The sequence below is a fragment of the Roseibium album genome, assembly GCF_001404515.1.
Classification (GTDB): Bacteria; Pseudomonadota; Alphaproteobacteria; order Rhizobiales; family Stappiaceae; genus Roseibium; species Roseibium album.
In genome coordinates this window covers 55304-72727 of the sequence record NZ_CXWE01000014.1, presented here as the reverse complement: position 1 = coordinate 72727, position 17424 = coordinate 55304, and the positions used below count along the sequence as shown (strand labels likewise).

Below are 17424 nucleotides of genomic sequence, written 5' to 3'. Positions count from 1 at the left end.
CTAGTCAAACCTAATCATTTCACGCTCGAAGCCTTGGAACTTGCCAGTCAGAAGCCTGGACAACGTGTCGAAGATGATGTCTCCGCCAGGTGCGCATCCCGGGATCTGGTAGTCGATTTCAACCACCTGCGAGCAGGGATAGACCTCGTCGAGCAGAAGAGGGAGAGCAGGGTCGTTGGGAACGTTATGGGTTGTATTGCGAATGTAGCGGCCGGTGATATAGGCCTCGTCCAGACATTCGCGAAGCGGTGCGTCGGAATGCATGATGGCGTTGCGCATGGCCGGTAACCCACCCATGATCGCGCATTGTCCGAGTGCAATCAGAACATCGCAATTGCGCCGGAAATCATGCAGCACATGCACGTTTTCTTCATTGCAGCATCCGCCTTCAATGATCCCTATGTCGCAGCGTTGCGTGAACCTTTTCTTGTCGGTCAACGGTGAGCGATCAACGTCCACCAGCTTCATCAACTCGATCAGCCGTTCGTCGATATCCAGGATCGCCATGTGGCAACCGAAACATCCGGCCAGAGAGGCAGTCGCGATGCGAGCCTTGGGAAGCTCACTCATTTACGCTTCTCCTCGATCTCGTGACCGATCAGCCCATTGTCGAATTCCCGTTCACCGATCGGCGTCACGAAGCCGACGCGCTTACGGATGATGCATCCGACCGGGCAAACCTCCCTGGAAATCGCATGATCCGACACTTCAGCATCGGTATCTGCGAGGTTTTCGCCGTTAACGGCAACGCGCCGATGGATGCCTCGCCCTACATAGCCGAAAATACCCTTGCCATCGACATCCTGGGAAGCCCGAATGCAGCGTCCACAACTGATGCAGCGGTTGGTGTCGAGAGCAATGTCGGGATGCGACGCATCAAGCGCGCGGCAGGGTTCCAGATAAGGGAAACGTGTGGTCTCGGTCATGTCCAGTCGATAGGCCATGGCCTGAAGTTCGCAATTGCCGCTGGCTTCGCAGATCGGACACAGGTGATTGCCCTCGTGAAACAGCATTTCGACGAGATCACGCCGCATCTTGTTCAAGTGCTTGGTCTCGTTTTCAACAGCCTGACCTGGGGCTGCTGGCTGAGTGCAGGCGGCAACGCTGCGCCCGCCGGCCTTCACTGTGCAGACCCGGCAGCTGCCTTGATGGCGCAGGCCCTGATGATCACACAGCCTCGGGATATAGACCCCGGCTTCATCGGCCGCTTCCATGATCGTCTGACCCGCATATGCCGTGACTTCCACCCCATCGATGGTGAAGGAGAAGCCGGTTTCCTTTTTTGTCCCGCTCATTGAGTGAAATCCCTGTCGAAGATGTAGGAACGGCGCTTGGCAATCTTGCGCGCGCCATCAATGGCCGACTGGATATTGAACGTGTCACGGATCCCGTCCTTGTTCGGCTTGGTGACTGCCGCATAGACCAGCGGAAAATTCTGCAAGGTGGTGAGAACCGGGTTGGGCGACGTCATCCCGAGCCCGCAACGGCTCGTCTCGATGATCGTGCCGGAAAGATCCTTCAGGTATTCGATGTCCTCTGGGTTGGCGAGACCCTTGCGGAATTTCCGGATGGCTTTTTGCAGGAAAACGTTGCCGACCCGGCAGGGGGTACAATAGCCGCAGCTCTCATGCACGAAGAACGACATGTAGTATTCGACGATTTCCAGGATATTGCGTTTGCCGTTGAACACGATGATCGCCCCGCCAGTGGCCAGATCGTCGAAGGTGAGCTTGCGGTGAAAGCTGTCGCGCGCGATCATCGTTCCACTCGGGCCCCCCACCTGGACCGCTGCCGCATCCTCGCCTCCAACTCTTTCCAGGATTTCCCAGACCGTATGGCCATAGGGGAGTTCATAGATGCCGGGGTTCAGGCAATCGCCACAGATGGAAAAGAGTTTGGTTCCGTGCGAGCCTTCGGTACCAATGTCGCGAAACCACCTGGCGCCCCTGTCCAGAATACGCGCGGCGTGACAAAAGGTCTCGACATTGTTGACCACCGTCGGAAAACCAAGATAACCCCGGTTGACTGGAAACGGTGGTCGGGTCTTGGGTTCGCCAGGCAAACCTTCACAGGAACTGATCAAGGCACCTTCCTCACCGCAGATATAGGCACCAGCACCCAATTGAAGCCGGACGTCGAAGTTGAACCCCCTGATACCGAGTATGTTTTCTCCCAGAAGACCACGTCGCCTGCGTTCCTCCAATGCCTGTTCCAGAAGCTCGCGCAGATAGACATATTCACCACGCAGATAAAGAATGCCCTCGCTCGCACCAATAGCCCGCGCTGCGATGGTCATGCCTTCAATGATCAACTGCGGGCGTTCGGTCAGCAGCACCCGGTCCTTGAATGTTCCAGGTTCGCCTTCATCCGCATTGCAGATCACGAAGCGTTGTTCAGCCCGTTCGCTGGCGGCAAAACGCCACTTCCTGCCCGTGGTAAAACCGGCTCCGCCGCAACCGCGCAAGCCGCTTTCTTCAATCGCTGTGAAGATCTGGGTCGGTGTCATGCCTATGGCATGATTCAAGCCGGCTTCCTCCGGTACAGGCCCAAGGAGAACGTCCCCGGCATGGCGGACATTATTGTCGACCATGCGTGTTGCCCGCTCATGAGGTGTCAGTGACGCGAACCGGTCGCTGATCAGATCTTCCGGCGACTGGCCCGATTTGAGCGTTTTCGCAAAGTGCCTTGCTGTTTCGACGGTGAGTTTGGTCAGGACAACATCATTGATCATGGCCGCCGGAGCCTGGTCGCACATGCCGATGCAGGGCGTGTATTCAAGCGAAAACGCACCATCGGGAGACGTTTCCCCAACCCGGATTCCCAGAACTTCTTCAAAGACAGAAGTGACAGCTTCCAGCCCCGTATAACGATCCACAATGTCGTCGCAGAGACGAATGCTGATGCGTCCCCTGGGCGTCAGGGACAGGAATGAATAGAAACTTGCCACACCTTCGACTTCGATCCGGGTCAACCCGGTCGCCTCGGCGATCCGATTAAGGGCCGAAGGAGAGATACAGCGATAGCGGTCCTGAACATCGCGCAGAATATCAAGCATGCGGTGCTTGTCATTGCCATGAGTCTTGCAGATCGCCGCAATTTCACCAGCCGCTACAGATGGTATCTCACAGACGGAGGTGTCTTTTTTGCCAGAACTGCTGCGACCATTTTCCATGGCGCACATTCTCCTTCTGTTTTCCATCGCAGTGTGTCATCGCGGAGATCAATTTGAACGGGATGAACGCTTCCGTTCAACCGGAAATCGTCTATTCGCTCATGGAAGTTTCCTGACTGTTTAAGCTCTCAAAGCTGCATCACCCTGTCCTTGAGCCACATCAACTTGGCAGAAAACAGATCTGATCCGACGATTAGTCGAGGATAGGAACCTGGACATCCGTGCTTATTGCGGCCGCGATCACCGCCTGCCCGAGGGCGAGGCCGCCGTCATTGGCAGGAGCAATATGGTGGGTTAGGACGTTGTGCCCATCTCTTTGCAGTTTGCGCGACACGCCGTCTCGCAGGATCGCGTTCTGGAAGACGCCGCCCGAAAGCACGATCGTCTCCGGAGGTCTTGCTCCGGAAAGTTGGACGGCCTTCGCAAGACCATCGATCAATCCGAGATGGAACCGGGCCGCAATCTGCTCAATCGGGATATTTCTTTTCAGATCGGTCACCAACTCCAGCCACATCTCGCCAAATGACAACAAAACCGCAGGCTGCAGGCTTGCTGTGACGGGATACGCAATTTGCGTTTCTACGTGGCTCCGCGCCAAACTTTCCAGGAGCATGGCAGCTTGGCCTTCGAAACTCTGGCGGTGAAAACAGATCCCCAGCGCGGCCGCAACTGCATCAAATAATCGTCCCGCCGAAGAGGACGCAGGTGTATTCACCCCTGTCAACATCATCTGATCAAGAACCGATACCGGCATTTCGGCGAAGGCTTTTGACAATTGAGTTCCGCCAAGTCGATCACGATAGTTTGGGCCGAACGCATCAAACAAATGAGCGGCAAGATTTCGCCAGGGCTCACGGATTGCCGCTGCACCACCAGGTAAGGGGACCGGTTTGAAGTGGCCCAGGCGTTCGAAACCGGAAAAGCCCCCCTTCAGCAATTCACCCCCCCAGACTGTATCGTCATCCCCCCAGCCCAGGCCGTCCAGGATGATCCCGTGAACCGTTTCGATGGAACCTGAAGTGTCGGAGTGTTCTGCGAGACATGCCGCGAAGTGAGCATGGTGATGCTGCACCCGGACAAGATCAGCTCCCTGTTCATCAGCCAGTTGTTCGCCGTAGACCGTTGAAAGATATTGCGGATGACAGTCGACGGCGATCACTTCCGGTTCGAACCGGTAGAGCTCCAGATAATGCTTCAACATCCTTTTGTAGTCGGCAAAAGTCTTGGCGTTTTCCAAGTCCCCGATATGTTGCGACAAGACAGCGTCCTGACCGTTCAACATGCAAAAGGACCCCTTCAACTCACCGCCCATGGCAAGCACTCTTGGAGCATCGGCGAGCTTCGGTGACAAACGTATTGACGCTGGAGCAAGTCCACGTGCACGCCTCAGAACGGCCGGGCCGGCACGGTCAGAACGCACTACGCTGTCATCGAGGCGATTATAGATCTCCCGATCATGCATCAAGAACCCGTCGACAATGCCGGCGAGCTGGCGTCGGGCCCCTTCGTTTCCAATCTCCTGCGGATTGTCCGACAAGTTGCCTGATGTCAGAACGATTGGCCGCTGAAGCTCGGCCATCAGAAGGTGATGCAGGGGCGTACCCGGAAGCATGAAACCCAGGCTGTCTTGTCCGTCGGCAATGTTTTGCGCAAGGTTCTGCCCAAACTTTTGAAGAAGCACGATCGGGGCTGCCGAACCTGCCAGAAGCGTGGCCTCATCGGAATTCAAGCGGCAGTAATCGCGGATCTGATCAAGATCCCGTGCCATCAGGGCAAGAGGTTTGTCAGGGCGGTGCTTGCGCTTCCGAAGCTCCGCGATTGCCTTTTCATTGCCAGCATCAACCGCGATCTGAAAGCCTCCCAGACCTTTGATGGTCAGAATTTTTCCGGCTTTCAAATTGGACGCTGCCGTCTTTATCGGATCACGCTTTGAGATGCTTCGGTCTGTATTCTCATACCAAATATCAGGACCGCAATCCGGGCAGGCGATCGGTTGGGCATGAAACCGGCGGTCCGCAGGATTTTCGTATTCCAACCGGCAGGCGGAACACATTGGAAAGACCGACATGGTTGTCGAGGCCCGGTCATAAGGAATGTGCCGCAGAATAGACAGGCGCGGTCCGCAATGCGTGCAATTGGAAAACGGATGCCCGTAGCGCCGGTTCGCAGGATCCATGATTTCGGCGAGACAGGCCGGACAGGTTGCAGCATCGGGAACAACGCCGGTAGAGACATGGCCATCTTCGCTGTGAATGATCCTGAAGAGGCCTGGCGGGCTTTTGTTTTGGCAAGATGACACATCGATCAGGTCAATTCGAGCTAGAATGGGACATTCGGTTTTCAAGCGAACCAGAAAGGTGTCCAGGGTCTCAGACCGAGCATAGACCTCAATCTGAACGCCGGCACCGTCGTTGAAAACGTGTCCGGTGACACCCAATTCCCGCGCTAACCTCCAGACGAACGGCCGAAACCCAACCCCCTGTACCAGTCCCTTGACCAGAATACGTTTACCCATCCAGATCACTTGCAATCGGTTCGGTGAAGTTGCGTCGCCACCGCTGTTTGACTTCAACATCAATGGGGCAAATTGAGCGATTTTCATAGAGGAAGAATTCAGGCACATCGAAGCTGGCTCAGCTACGATGACCTAAAACAGGGTGGATCCAAATCCACTTGCCACCATTCGGTGTTTCATTCAGAGATTAGGTTGTAACACAGCTCGACTGTTGTGGCTGGAATTGGAGGTGGAGGACCGCTGCCGCCAATACTTCCACTTACCTGGATTGTTTTCCGTATTGGTACCTCTTCTCACAAGTCATTAGTTTTCAATAGAAATTAGGCGATGCCCGTGATCCTCACCCCAGGCAATCAATTGCGATGCCTCAAGCCGTTCGGCTTGTTCAATTCCGGTCGTGAATCTCTCATTGCGGTTTCAACATGGGTTCCAATTAAGGCCGACAGGACACTGGTGACTTGCTTTGATAGGGTTATTCGCACTTTCATCTGTCCCCAATGCTTTGGCAATTCCGACCCAAAACTGCCGTTCAATCACTGTGTGTCGAAGGCGCGTAAGGTGCTCACTCAGACATCGACGTCAATATGCAGGCGGTCGCTTTCGGCCCGCAGCGGTCATGCGCTCTCCATTCTCCGTGTGTTTGGTTTCCTTGGTTTGACTGGCAGCGGACTACGAAACAAATTAGATGCGAAAAATCCTCGACGCATTTGGTTGAAGAAGTAACGTACTCATTGGAACGCACCAACATAGGCCGAACTGGATCGGTGTCGTTTTCTTGTCGTGTTACAACTTCAAAGCCAAATTCACTGTTTGCGTTTTTCGCTCCTTGGTAAGAGTGTCTTTCGCTTGCAAAGGGGCAGTTGTATCCAAAGATTTACAAAGCAAATTCGATTTCACCAACATGCTCCGAGATCGTTGTGCCTCTCCGTCCTGCCAGCGCTTCAGGGATATCAGCCAATGTGCAGATGACGGCGGTCTTGCCAGTAGAACGTGCAAAGATCTGGGCTGCCTCCACTTTCGGGCCCATGGACCCTGCCGGAAAGTCATAGGTATCCATGGCATTCGGACTAGCCCTGCGGATCGCTTTTTTTTCTTCCGTGCCCCAGTTCAGATAAACAGCATCCACGTCGGTCGCGATGACAAAGGCATCGGCTTCTACTGCCTGGGCCAGCAGACACGTGCAACGATCCTTGTCGATGACACATTCAACACCGGTCAGTTTGCCCGCGGCATCGTACATGGTTGGGATACCACCGCCACCGGCGGCGATCACAACCGATCCGTGCTCCAACAGCCATTTGATCGGTTTTAGCTGAAATATCCGCTTCGGTAAGGGGGATGGCACCACGCGTCGCCATTTGTCACCATCCGCCTTGATGGACCAGCCTTTTTCAGCCGCATTCTTTTCAGCGACTTCCTTTGAATAGACAGGCCCAATAAATTTTGTCGGATCGCTGAATGCCGGATCATCCGGATCGACCTCAACCATTGTCAGGATCGTCGCCAAAGGTTTTTCAAATGGCAAAAGATTGCCGAGCTCCTGCTCGATCATATAGCCGATCATACCTTCGGTCTCGGCGCCGAGAACATCCAGCGGATATTCTTCCACCTCTTCGTAGGCGGCTTCCTGAAGCGCAAGTAGGCCGACCTGTGGACCATTTCCATGAGTTATGACGGTTTCATGCTCTTCGGCGACTGGAGCAAGTGCCCTGGCAGCAACACGTGCATTTGCTCTTTGATTGTCGGCGGTCATCTCTTCCCCGCGCCGGAGAAGAGCGTTGCCGCCGAGCGCGACAACAACTCTCATGACTCTAGGCTCCCAAGGTCGCAACGAGGATCGCCTTGATGGTGTGCATGCGGTTTTCCGCCTGCTCGAAGGCAATATTCATCGGGCTTTCGAAGACATCTTCGGTGACCTCCATTTCCGTAATGCCGAACTTTTCGTGAATGTCCTTGCCGACCTTGGTTTCCGTATTGTGGAAGGCCGGGAGGCAATGCATGAATTTCACATTTGGATTGCCGGTCTTTTTCATCAGATCCATATTGACTTGATAGGGCGTCAAAAGCCTGATCCGGCTTTCCCAGACATCCGCAGGTTCGCCCATCGACACCCAGACATCAGTGTGTACGAAATCGACATCCTTCACGCCCTCTTCGACATTATCAGTGATGGTGATGCGTGCGCCGGTTTCTGCCGCCCGGGCCTTTGCCATTTCGACAACATCATCGTGGTTCTGGTTCTCATTGGGTGCGACCATACGCACATCCATGCCCATCATTGCGCCGAGCATCAAAAGCGAGTTGCCCATGTTGTTGCGGGCATCACCACAAAATGCGTAAGCAATCTGGCTGCGCGGTTTGTCGGAGTTTTCAACCATCGTCAACATGTCGGCGAGCATCTGCGTTGGATGCCAATCGTCAGTCAGGCCATTGTAAACCGGCACACCGGCGTATTCCGACAGCTGTTCGACCATGTCCTGACCCGAACCGCGAAACTCAATGGCATCGAACATTCGACCGAGCACACGGGCCGTATCCTTCATGGATTCCTTGTGACCGATCTGCGAGCCCGATGGATCAAGGTAGGTAATATGCGCCCCCTGATCATGAGCTGCGACTTCAAAAGCGCAGCGCGTACGGGTCGAGGTCTTTTCAAAGATCAGACAGATGTTTTTGTCCCGAAGCGCCTTTGTTTCCGACCGGGAGTATTTCGCCCGTTTCAGATCACGCGCAAGGTCCAACAGGTAAAGCATTTCCCGCTGGCTGAAGTCAGCGATTTTCAGATAGCTGCGTCCACGAAGATTAAAGGCCATTTCCCGTCTCCCGATTTTCTGGTTGAATAGGCCCCGCAGGTCCCACCGCGAGGCATGTCAGGCTCAGTAAGCCGGATCGCGCACAATTGGGCAGGTCATGCAGTGACCCCCACCGCGGCCTCTGCCAAGCTCGGCTCCACGAATGGTGATGACTTCGATGCCTGCTTTGCGCAAAAGGGTGTTTGTGTAGGTGTTACGGTCATATCCGACGACGACACCTGGAGAGAGCGCGACAACGTTGTTGCCATCGTCCCACTGCTCACGCTCTGCGGCAAATTCGTTGCCGCCGGTCCCGATCACCATCAGATCATCGAGACCAAGCGCCTCCTTGTAGACATCAAACAAATGCCGTTCTTCTTTTCTGACATCGACAATCTGATCTTCTTCGCCCGGCCGCAGGCTGTAGCAGGTGATTTCATCAACGACTTCCTGGAATGCCGTGATTTTGTCATGGTCGAGGCAGGAGAATACTGTGTCTAGGTGCATTGCTGCCCGGCTTTTGGGCATGGCACAGGCGATCACCCTTTCAGCGGCATTTTTTTCAAACAGCTTTCGGGCTACTTGCTGAACCGCCTGCTGGGTTGTCCGCTCGCCCATACCGATCAGGACAACACCCTTGCCGATTGGCATGACATCGCCCCCTTCCATGCTGGCATGGCCAAAGTCTTCGTCGCTGTCACCCCACCAGATGTCAAAGTCTTCTTTCGTAAACATCGGATTGAATTTATAGACGGCGCGCTGGTAGAGCGTTTCCGGTTTGCGCGCTGGCCAATACATCGGATTGACTGTAACCCCGCCATAAATCCAGCAGGACGGGTCGCGCTGGAAAAGTGAGTTGGGGATGGGATTCAAAAGGAAGTCCGTCGGGCTGATTGCCTCTCTCATAAGAGGTGTCACCAGCTCTTCGGGAATGTCGTGAATGGTAATGCCGCCCATTAGCAGGCGCGCCAGTTTGGCGCCTTCCAATTCATCAAGCCAGGGTCGCAAAATATGCGCAAGTCCAGGGCCAAGCATATTCGGCGTGATCCGGCGGTCGAGAACAAATTTCCGCCCGTCGACAGCTTGATCCAGCATTTCTGCCAAAAGATCCTGAAGATCGTACACCTCGACGTCATGAGCTTTCATCTTGAGCCGGAAGTCATCGTGATCTACCCGGGCTTGATGTACCCACAAGACATCATCAAAGAGCAGATCATGACAATTGCCGGGGGTCAGCCGTTCATGGGCGACGGAAGGCCGCGCAACCATAACTTTTCGAAGTTTTCCGATTTCCGAATGAACACCTAGTGTCGCCATGATGGCCTCCCAGTTTAATAGAGTGTTTCGGTTGATGTGGAATTTGCCTGCCGGACGCGGATGAGCACGTAAACGGGAATGCCCGCGAGCAGCAGCAGAAAACCGTAAAAAACAACATCTTCCCCAGACCCATAGATGGCCCACAAAGAGTAGATAAACCCGAGCATTCCAAGTCCTGTGATGCCAATCAATGACCGGTCGCGCAGCGTCTCTCCCCGGCGGAGGCGGATCACGATCTCGGAAAAGGCGCAAAACGCGTAAGGCACGAGGCTGGCCATGGTCGCAAGGAGGATGATGAAGGTGAACGCCTCCACCAGACCGCGTGAAAAGTTCATAACCACCAACAAGCTGGCCAGTACATTCGAGATGATCAAAGCATTTGCAGGTGTGCCGGCCTCCGTGACCCGCGCAAAGATATCCGGGAATACCCTGTCCAATGCGGCACCATAGGGAACCTGACCGGACAAGAGTGTGAAACCATTCAACGTTCCGAACGTGGAGACAACAGCGCCGGCGGCGACCAGAATGCCGCCGAGGCCGCCCCACATGACAACCGCGACATCCGCAAGAGGTGCTTCTGACCGGGCAAGGCGATCTGCTGACAGGACCCCGATGGCCACCGCAGTGACCGACATGTAGATGGCGGCAGCCAACAAGACGCCCAAGATAGTCGCACGCGGGATCGTGACTTCGGGACGATAGACATTGCCAGCCGGAACGGTGGCGGATTCCAGTCCAAGATACGCCCAAAGTGTCAGCGCAGCGGTTGCAGAAATCGCCGACAAATTTGATTGGCCGGAAAGATTGGCAGGTGTGAAATTGTCCGGTTGAAGCCAGAACCAGCCCAGCAGTCCGATTGCGGCAAGGGGCAAAACTTTCAGTACCGTTGTGATGATCTGGACAAGTCCGGCCTCCTTGATACCGCGGATGTTGATCATGGTGAGGAACCAGATCGCAATCAGCGCGGCCCCGAGGCCATAAAGGCTGTTTTGGGCAATCGCCGGAAACAGGAACCCGAGGTATCCCGTAAAGGCCACGGCAACGGCCGCATTGCCCGACCAAAGGGCAATCCAGTACCCCCAGGCAATCAGGAAGCCTGCAAAATCACCGTAACCTTCCCGCGAGTAGGCGTAGGGGCCACCGGGTTTCGAGGAAAGCCGTGCAAGACGTCCAAAGATGAGGGCAAGCACAATCGCTCCGAGCGATGTAAGCGCCCAGCCCCCCATCGATATCGCTCCGAACTGCGCAAGCGTAGCTGGCAACAGAAAGATACCGGAGCCGATCATGTTGCCCACCACCAACGCAATGCAGGCGATCAAACCGAGACCTGACTTCGCTTTGTTTGGCAGTGTCCCGGAGCTTGTGTTGACCTTTTGGTCCATTCCAGCCTCATTGAACGTTAGAGCACCCATGGGTTGTCTGGAGCGTTACACGCTAACGCTCAGGACAATCATGATGAGGACGGTCAAAATCAGCAAAAGCGGCCAGGTGAATCGCAGCCACTTGTCATAGCTCACACGCCCAATCGCCAGACCACCCATGACCACCGCAAATGTCGGGTTGACCAGGTTCACAAGACCATTCGCGGATTGATAGGCCGTGACCACCGCATCTCGGGAAACATTTGAAAAGTCCGCTAGCGGAGCCATGATTGGCATCGTCAATACTGCAAGACCGGAAGACGAAGGTACAAAGAAAGAGAGTGCGACTTCGAGCCAGAACATCACATTGATGAAAGCAATGGTTCCAAGTCCGCTGACGGCCTGTTCAGACCAATACAGGATGGTGTCCGTGATCTTGCCTGCATCCATAACCACGACGATCCCGCGCGCAACGCCTATTATCAGAGCCACACCCAGGAGATCCTTGGCTCCATCGATAAACGTATCGACAAACTCATGCTCGCCCATTCGCGCAATTACACCGACCAAAATGGAAGCAGCGAGGAACATCGCAGACATTTCGCCCATCCACCAATCCAGGACCGAAACCCCGTAAATCAGGAGTGCAAAGCTGGCGACAAAGACGACAAGAACGATCTTGTGCGTGGTTGTGAATTCGCTGGTATCCCCGCCCGTTCCACCCTTCAGGAAATGGGCTTCATTATCCGCCTTCATGTCATAGACAAGCGAGCGGATTGGATCAGCTTTGACACCTTCTGCATAGCGCATGACCCAGGCAACACACACGAGCCATCCAAGAATTAAGATGATGAAACGGGCAATAATGCCTTCGGTAAACGGGATGCCTGCGGCGTTCGCAGCAATCACGGTTGCGAACGGATTGATCGTCGAGCCCAGCGTTCCCATGCCTGCGCCCAGCATGATGACAGCAACACCCGTCAAGGAATCGTATCCTGCTCGCAGCATCACCGGGATAATGAGTGCGTAAAACGCCAATGACTCCTCAGCCATGCCATAAATGGTCCCTCCAGCGGCAAAGAATGCCATCAGGATCGGGATCATCCACTTTTCCTGTCCCCGAAGCGCTGTCATGACCTTGCCGATCCCGGCATCGATCGCGCCGGTTCGGGTCACCACCATCAAGAAGCCGCCGATCACAAGAACAAAAACGGCAACGTCAATCGCATTGGCTTCGTTCGTATCCGGGTCATAAAGACCGCGGATCGGAGCCAGGAAAACATCGGCAATTCCTTGCTGGTCACCTTCAACCCTGTGATAGGTTCCAGGGATCGGAACTTCCCGCCCGAGAGATTCATTCATCTCCCGGTTATACTCACCTGCGGGAACGACCCAGGTTGCCGCGGCAACGAGAATGATCAGTCCGAACAGAATTGTGAACGCGGTTGGAAATTGAAACTTCTTTTCCTCCGCAGTCGACGTTTCCTCTGACATCTCGACTTCTCCCCAATGGTGTTTTTGCCGGATTTACTCTCTATTGGAGCAATTATTGAGGCAGGCGTAAATCCTGTGCCTTGATTTGGCTCATAAGAAACGAGAGCCAAACGCTACTTTCACCCTGGAAAGTTCTAGTGCTGACAAGCCGGCAACAAACAATGCCTCCAGAACGTGTCGTCCAGACAAGGGCATTGTTTCAAGTAAAAATTGTTCGGGAAATGTGTATATTGCGATCAAATTCAAAGCAGGTGAAAGCTAAGCAGCATCAAGTGAAACGTAATATCTAAAGAGTTAACCTGGAACAGCATTCTCTTGTTGCGCGCGTCGAGGATGGCCCAAGTTTTCGAGGGCGCTAAGCCGTGGACTTATAAGAGTGCAACCAGATTCGGGTTGCCGCGATCTTGACGAATACGGGGAGGTTTATCGCGCGCTGCTCATAACGTGTGGCGTTGCAGTGGCAATGCCTGATCCGGTTGAAGAACCGTGCGATAATGTTCCGATCTCGAGAAAGGAACGGGCTGACTCAGGTCGGGGCTCGCCGATTACGTCGAGGAGGAATGTTTGCTCAACCGCCATTGGCAGTGACAAGAGACCCGATGAAGTCCGGGTCGTAAGACTTTTCGGCCAAAAGCAACCCGCTCTCAGGTCCTTCGCTGAGCAGGTCGGGGGCCTTCAGGCTGTCAGGTTGATGATCGGGCGCCAGGGCCAATTTGATCGGAAAGCCATTCGTATCGACCACCGCGTTGATCTTGGTCGTCGACCCGCCGCGGACCGGGCCAAGTCCTTCGTATGTATCATGCCCAATGCATGTGGCGTGCTGGTGTGCTCGGACAATTGTCCCGTCGACCATCTTAACGCGCGCATCGCCACAGAACGAACCCATTGTAGCAAGTGGTGTACACTGTTTGCATTATCCACTGAGAGGTCATTCGTTCACACTGCAACAAACGTCTGCAAGCCGCCCATCCCGTACGTAACATTGCTGCGTCGAAAATGAATGCCTGATATCAGGCTCAGGCTTCAATGCGGCGAACGACCGGTATGGGGGCGCAAGGCAGACGTATCCTCGAAATTTGCGGGAGGACATCTCAAAGCAATTCTGTCCGCCCAATCGAGATTTAGACGCTTCAACAAAGCGGATTAATCGCCGCTTTCTCATCATGTTGTGGGAGAGCAGACAATATTGCCGGTTGGTTATTCCGCTTTCATAGCTTCAATTGAAATTGAAATATCGACCTTGTCACTGACGCCTGGCGCATATTTTCCAAGGCCGAACTCTGATCGAAGCAATGACGTTGCTGCATCAAACCCTATCCAGTCCTTTTGCTCCTTGTCGTGGAAAGCCATTTTGTTCAATTTTGTATCCAGAACCACGGATTGAGTTCTGCCGTTCATGGTTAGGCTTCTGGCGCAACATGTGGAGTTGGAATGAGATCAGTCCTGGTCTTTCGCACTTCCATCTACTTGCTTGCGTTTTCAGTGTTTTTTAGTCTTCGCCCATTGTGTGTATTCTGAACCCTGATGCTGTCCAGATGGTCAAGAAATAGCCGGTTTTCTTCTTGTCGTCCCACGGTCACTCTGATGAACCTGTCGAAACCCTCCTGTTTCCAGGGCTTGACCAATGTGCCCAGGCGCATGAGGGCGTCCGCGACCTCGACGGAGGGCAGGTCTGTTTCAAAGAAAACATAGTTAGCTTGCGTCGGTGCGACGCGAAGGTCGCGTTCCATCAACGCCGTACGCATCTTGTCGCGCTCTTTGGCAATCGCAGCGACGCTTTTCTTCGTGTGGGCTTCGTTGCCCAATGCGAGCAAGGCAGCGGTCTGGGCGAGCGTGTTTGTGTTGAAGGGTGTCTTGGTCAGGTCAAGGGCCGCTGCCAAGTCGGGGGAACTGCACACGCCATAACCTATTCTGAGGCCGGCAAGGCCCCAGGCCTTGGAAAATGTTCTCAGAACGATCCAGTGTCCCTTGCCCGAAGCCAGAAGGTCAAGTCCGCTGCAGTAGTTCCCGTTCAGGGCAAATTCGAAATAGGCCTCGTCGAGCACAAGCAACGTATCTGGATGCCGGGTATCCAGCACCTTCATAAGGTCGTCGCGCGACATCCAGCACCCCACCGGATTGACGGGATGTGAAAAGATCAGGAGCTTTGTGGGTTTGCTGGCGGCCGCGACCAATTTGTCCACATCGATGGTCAGGTCGTCGCGAAGGCCCACTCGTTCGATGCCAGCACCCATGAGAACTGCATAATCTTCGTGGAGCGGGAAGGAGGGGTAAAGCGTAATCACTCTGTCGCCAGGTTCGATCACGCTGCGAAAAATGATCGACAACAGTTCTTCAGAACCGTTGCCGAAAACGAGCAGGTCCGGATCTGTATCGAGATACGCTGCAAGCCCGGTCCGCAGGTCGGATGCCTCGCTTGACGGATAAATGTGCAAATGATCCTGCTGCTTGCGGATATATTCCAGCACGTCTGGTGCAGGTCCGAAAGGGTTCTCGTTCGACGCCAGGCGGTTTACTTCCGCAAGTCCGCAAAGCTTCTGGACCGCCGCCATGGACAGACCCGAATTGTAGGGTTGAAGCTGTTTCAGGCTTGGCCTGATTATCTTGTCCAGATCGGTCATCGCGGGCTCGTGCTCGTTTCAGACGGGGATCAGTTGATTTGAAAGCGTCTATGTATATACATAATAGCATGAACCAGAAGGAAGCAAGACCATGGCACCGGCTAATTTTGATCTGACGGGCAAACGCGCACTGGTGACGGGCGCAAGCCGGGGCCTCGGACAGGCGATGGCTGTGGGCTTGGCGGAGGCCGGAGCCACCGTTGCGATCACATCGAGGATCCTGGGCTCCCTTGAGGAGACGCAATCGCTCGTGGAGAAAGCCGGGGGAACAGCGCTTAATATGCAGCTGGACGTTCAGGATGTCCCAGCTATGAAATCCGCAGTGGCCGGATTTTCAAGAGATGTGGGTCGCCTGGACATTCTCATCAACAATGCCGGCTACGAGGAGGTCTGTCCGTCTCTCGACGTCGATGAGGCTCTTTGGGACCGGATCAATTCGATCAACCTGAAAGGTGCTTTTTTCTGCGCCCAGGAAGCGGCTCGACACATGCTTGAGAGCGGTGGCGGTTCTATCATCAACGTCTGTTCCCTGACGTCTTATGTCGGTGTGCCAACCGCAGTGCCCTATACGTCATCTAAGTCCGGGCTGCTTGGAATGACCCGGGCCCTGTCCGCGGAATGGGCACCGCACAAGGTTCGCGTCAATGCGATTGCACCAGGTTACTTTCGAACGGAGCTGACGGATGTCTTCTATCAGGATGATGCGTGGAAGGCCGCGATGCTCGCGAAAATCCCGCTCGGGACGTTTGGCGATGCGCAGGACCTCAAGGGTGCGGTCGTGTTCCTGGCCAGCGATGCCTCGCGATACATCACGGGGCAATGCCTGGGGATCGACGGCGGATTTCTTGCCGCAATTTGACCCAACGGGAGGGTGCCTGGCGGCATACGCTCCGGAGAGGGCTCACGTGTCTTGACAAGAATTCGCAATTTCGATTTCATGTATATACATAGCGTATCGGCAGACCAGACCTGTCAAGTCTCGCGATGCACAAAGGCAGCAAAGAGTGACTGAAATCCAAGCGGCGGCAGTCTCGGCTATAAACGTCGAGATGACGTTCGGAACGTTCAAAGCTGTTAAAGACGCAAGCTTCGAACTTCAGAACGGCAAGTTCCTGACGATCCTTGGCCCGTCCGGGTCCGGAAAAACAACACTTCTGCGCTTGATCGCCGGTTTTCTGACACCCTCCAGTGGCGAAATCCTGATCAACGGCCGTTCAGTTCGAGCGGTGGCGGCGAACAAGCGCTCGATCGGCATGGTCTTTCAGAAGCTTGCCTTGTTTCCGCACATGACGGCTGCGGAGAACGTGGCCTTTCCCCTCAAGATGCGTCGCTTCGATGCGCGCACGATCCCGGACAGGGTGGCGCAGTATCTTAAGCTGGTGCGGCTGGACGGCTTCGAAAACCGGAGGATTCATGAACTCTCGGGTGGTCAGCAGCAACGCGTGGCGATTGCAAGGGCGCTGGTGTTCGAACCGGATCTTCTTCTTCTCGACGAACCGCTGGCCGCCCTTGACCGGAAGCTGCGGGAAGAAATGCAGCTTGAATTCCGAAGAATACAGAAGGAACTCGGCGTCACCACGATCAACGTGACTCACGACCAGCGCGAAGCCCTGGTCGTTTCCGACCAGGTCATCGTGATGAATGATGGTGAAATCCAGCAAAATGCGGCGCCGACGCAGATGTACAGGATGCCAAGCAACCCCTTTGTTGCCAATTTTATCGGTGTGACCAACGACCTTTCTGGCATCCTTACGCGGGTTACCAGCGCTGACGCGACTGCAAGGTTCGGCAATGTCGAGTTGATGGGCGTTCACGGCGGGGCCGTTGCCCTGGAAGATGGAACGCCGATCAAGGGGGCGATACGAGCGGAACAGATACGTATTGCTTCAGCCGAACAGTCGATGGCGGGACTTGATGCCGATTTCCGGGGCACCGTTCTGGACGCGATTTTTGAAGGTGAACGCCATGTGTACGAGGTTGAGGTCCCGGAACTCGGCGGCGAGTCGCTGAAAATTATTCATCACGATCGGAACGATCAGAGCGCTCTCGAACCGGGCGCCCTCGTGCACATAGGGTGGAAGAACCGGGATCTGCAGATTTTCCCGGCGAAACAATAAGGTGCGATAAAGTGCCGTCAGTCCATGAAAAGGGG

14 protein-coding genes are annotated in these 17424 nt (G+C 54.7%); 2 read left to right on the top strand and 12 right to left on the bottom strand.

Annotation, left to right across the window (positions count from 1 at the left end; all coding sequences use genetic code 11):
• The 12 genes from LA5095_RS29955 to hisC all read right to left on the bottom strand — a co-directional run bounded on the left by LA5095_RS29955 (position 1) and on the right by hisC (position 15272).
• Positions 1-570: an NADH-quinone oxidoreductase subunit B family protein gene (locus tag LA5095_RS29955; RefSeq protein WP_055391634.1), complete on the bottom strand. Its 570-nt coding sequence runs from the start codon at positions 568-570 to the stop codon at positions 1-3.
• The gene (locus LA5095_RS29950; RefSeq protein ID WP_055391633.1) at positions 567-1295 is read right to left on the bottom strand and encodes a 2Fe-2S iron-sulfur cluster-binding protein; all 729 of its coding nucleotides are present in this window, start codon (positions 1293-1295) and stop codon (positions 567-569) included. The genes LA5095_RS29955 and LA5095_RS29950 overlap by 4 nt, the downstream gene beginning before the upstream one ends.
• Positions 1292-3172 (bottom strand): NAD(P)H-dependent oxidoreductase subunit E, encoded by a 1881-nt coding sequence (locus LA5095_RS29945; RefSeq protein ID WP_055391659.1) that lies wholly within the window; start codon positions 3170-3172, stop codon positions 1292-1294. Before LA5095_RS29945 ends, LA5095_RS29950 begins: the two co-directional genes overlap by 4 nt.
• A 193-nt stretch (positions 3173-3365) precedes the next feature.
• Complete coding sequence (hypF, locus tag LA5095_RS29940) at positions 3366-5687, bottom strand: carbamoyltransferase HypF (RefSeq protein WP_055391658.1); 2322 nt, start codon at positions 5685-5687, stop codon at positions 3366-3368.
• An 874-nt stretch (positions 5688-6561) separates the two neighbouring features.
• Positions 6562-7494, bottom strand: coding sequence for a carbamate kinase (arcC, locus tag LA5095_RS29935; RefSeq protein ID WP_055391632.1), 933 nt, complete (start codon positions 7492-7494; stop codon positions 6562-6564).
• Positions 7495-7498: 4 nt separating this feature from the next.
• Positions 7499-8500 carry an ornithine carbamoyltransferase gene (locus LA5095_RS29930; protein ID WP_055391631.1) on the bottom strand — a complete coding sequence of 334 codons (1002 nt, stop codon included), beginning with the start codon at positions 8498-8500 and terminating at the stop codon, positions 7499-7501.
• A gap of 63 nt (positions 8501-8563) precedes the next feature.
• Positions 8564-9796: an arginine deiminase gene (locus LA5095_RS29925; RefSeq protein WP_055391630.1), complete on the bottom strand. Its 1233-nt coding sequence runs from the start codon at positions 9794-9796 to the stop codon at positions 8564-8566.
• 14 nt (positions 9797-9810) lie between these two features.
• Positions 9811-11178, bottom strand: a complete 1368-nt coding sequence (locus LA5095_RS29920; RefSeq protein ID WP_055391657.1) for an amino acid permease — start codon at positions 11176-11178, stop codon at positions 9811-9813.
• 45 nt (positions 11179-11223) lie between these two features.
• On the bottom strand, positions 11224-12651 hold the full coding sequence (locus LA5095_RS29915; RefSeq protein WP_055391629.1) for a YfcC family protein: 1428 nt from the start codon (positions 12649-12651) through the stop codon (positions 11224-11226).
• A gap of 568 nt (positions 12652-13219) precedes the next feature.
• Complete coding sequence (locus LA5095_RS29910) at positions 13220-13504, bottom strand: hypothetical protein (RefSeq protein ID WP_144436216.1); 285 nt, start codon at positions 13502-13504, stop codon at positions 13220-13222.
• Positions 13505-13848: 344 nt separating this feature from the next.
• Positions 13849-14049, bottom strand: a complete 201-nt coding sequence (locus LA5095_RS29905; protein ID WP_055391627.1) for a YceI family protein — start codon at positions 14047-14049, stop codon at positions 13849-13851.
• Positions 14050-14114: 65 nt separating this feature from the next.
• Positions 14115-15272 (bottom strand): histidinol-phosphate transaminase, encoded by a 1158-nt coding sequence (gene hisC, locus LA5095_RS29900; protein ID WP_055391626.1) that lies wholly within the window; start codon positions 15270-15272, stop codon positions 14115-14117.
• 91 nt (positions 15273-15363) lie between these two features.
• Here hisC and LA5095_RS29895 point away from each other — a divergent pair, with 91 nt between their 5' ends.
• Together LA5095_RS29895 and LA5095_RS29890 are read left to right on the top strand one after the other, a co-directional pair.
• On the top strand, positions 15364-16131 hold the full coding sequence (locus LA5095_RS29895) for a glucose 1-dehydrogenase (protein ID WP_055391625.1): 768 nt from the start codon (positions 15364-15366) through the stop codon (positions 16129-16131).
• 190 nt (positions 16132-16321) lie between these two features.
• Positions 16322-17389: an ABC transporter ATP-binding protein gene (locus LA5095_RS29890; protein WP_082442999.1), complete on the top strand. Its 1068-nt coding sequence runs from the start codon at positions 16322-16324 to the stop codon at positions 17387-17389.
• The last annotated feature ends 35 nt before the right edge of the window (positions 17390-17424 follow it).

What these genes read in the sequence shown, in the direction of transcription:
- LA5095_RS29955 (WP_055391634.1), bottom strand. Translation starts at nt 570, where the DNA reads ATGAGTGAGCTTCCCAAGGCTCGCATCGCGACTGCCTCTCTGGCCGGA.
- LA5095_RS29950 (WP_055391633.1), bottom strand. Translation starts at nt 1,295, where the DNA reads ATGAGCGGGACAAAAAAGGAAACCGGCTTCTCCTTCACCATCGATGGG.
- LA5095_RS29945 (WP_055391659.1), bottom strand. Translation starts at nt 3,172, where the DNA reads ATGGAAAATGGTCGCAGCAGTTCTGGCAAAAAAGACACCTCCGTCTGT.
- hypF (WP_055391658.1), bottom strand. Translation starts at nt 5,687, where the DNA reads ATGGGTAAACGTATTCTGGTCAAGGGACTGGTACAGGGGGTTGGGTTT.
- arcC (WP_055391632.1), bottom strand. Translation starts at nt 7,494, where the DNA reads ATGAGAGTTGTTGTCGCGCTCGGCGGCAACGCTCTTCTCCGGCGCGGG.
- LA5095_RS29930 (WP_055391631.1), bottom strand. Translation starts at nt 8,500, where the DNA reads ATGGCCTTTAATCTTCGTGGACGCAGCTATCTGAAAATCGCTGACTTC.
- LA5095_RS29925 (WP_055391630.1), bottom strand. Translation starts at nt 9,796, where the DNA reads ATGGCGACACTAGGTGTTCATTCGGAAATCGGAAAACTTCGAAAAGTT.
- LA5095_RS29920 (WP_055391657.1), bottom strand. Translation starts at nt 11,178, where the DNA reads ATGGACCAAAAGGTCAACACAAGCTCCGGGACACTGCCAAACAAAGCG.
- LA5095_RS29915 (WP_055391629.1), bottom strand. Translation starts at nt 12,651, where the DNA reads ATGTCAGAGGAAACGTCGACTGCGGAGGAAAAGAAGTTTCAATTTCCA.
- LA5095_RS29910 (WP_144436216.1), bottom strand. Translation starts at nt 13,504, where the DNA reads ATGGTCGACGGGACAATTGTCCGAGCACACCAGCACGCCACATGCATT.
- LA5095_RS29905 (WP_055391627.1), bottom strand. Translation starts at nt 14,049, where the DNA reads ATGAACGGCAGAACTCAATCCGTGGTTCTGGATACAAAATTGAACAAA.
- hisC (WP_055391626.1), bottom strand. Translation starts at nt 15,272, where the DNA reads ATGACCGATCTGGACAAGATAATCAGGCCAAGCCTGAAACAGCTTCAA.
- LA5095_RS29895 (WP_055391625.1), top strand. Translation starts at nt 15,364, where the DNA reads ATGGCACCGGCTAATTTTGATCTGACGGGCAAACGCGCACTGGTGACG.
- LA5095_RS29890 (WP_082442999.1), top strand. Translation starts at nt 16,322, where the DNA reads ATGACGTTCGGAACGTTCAAAGCTGTTAAAGACGCAAGCTTCGAACTT.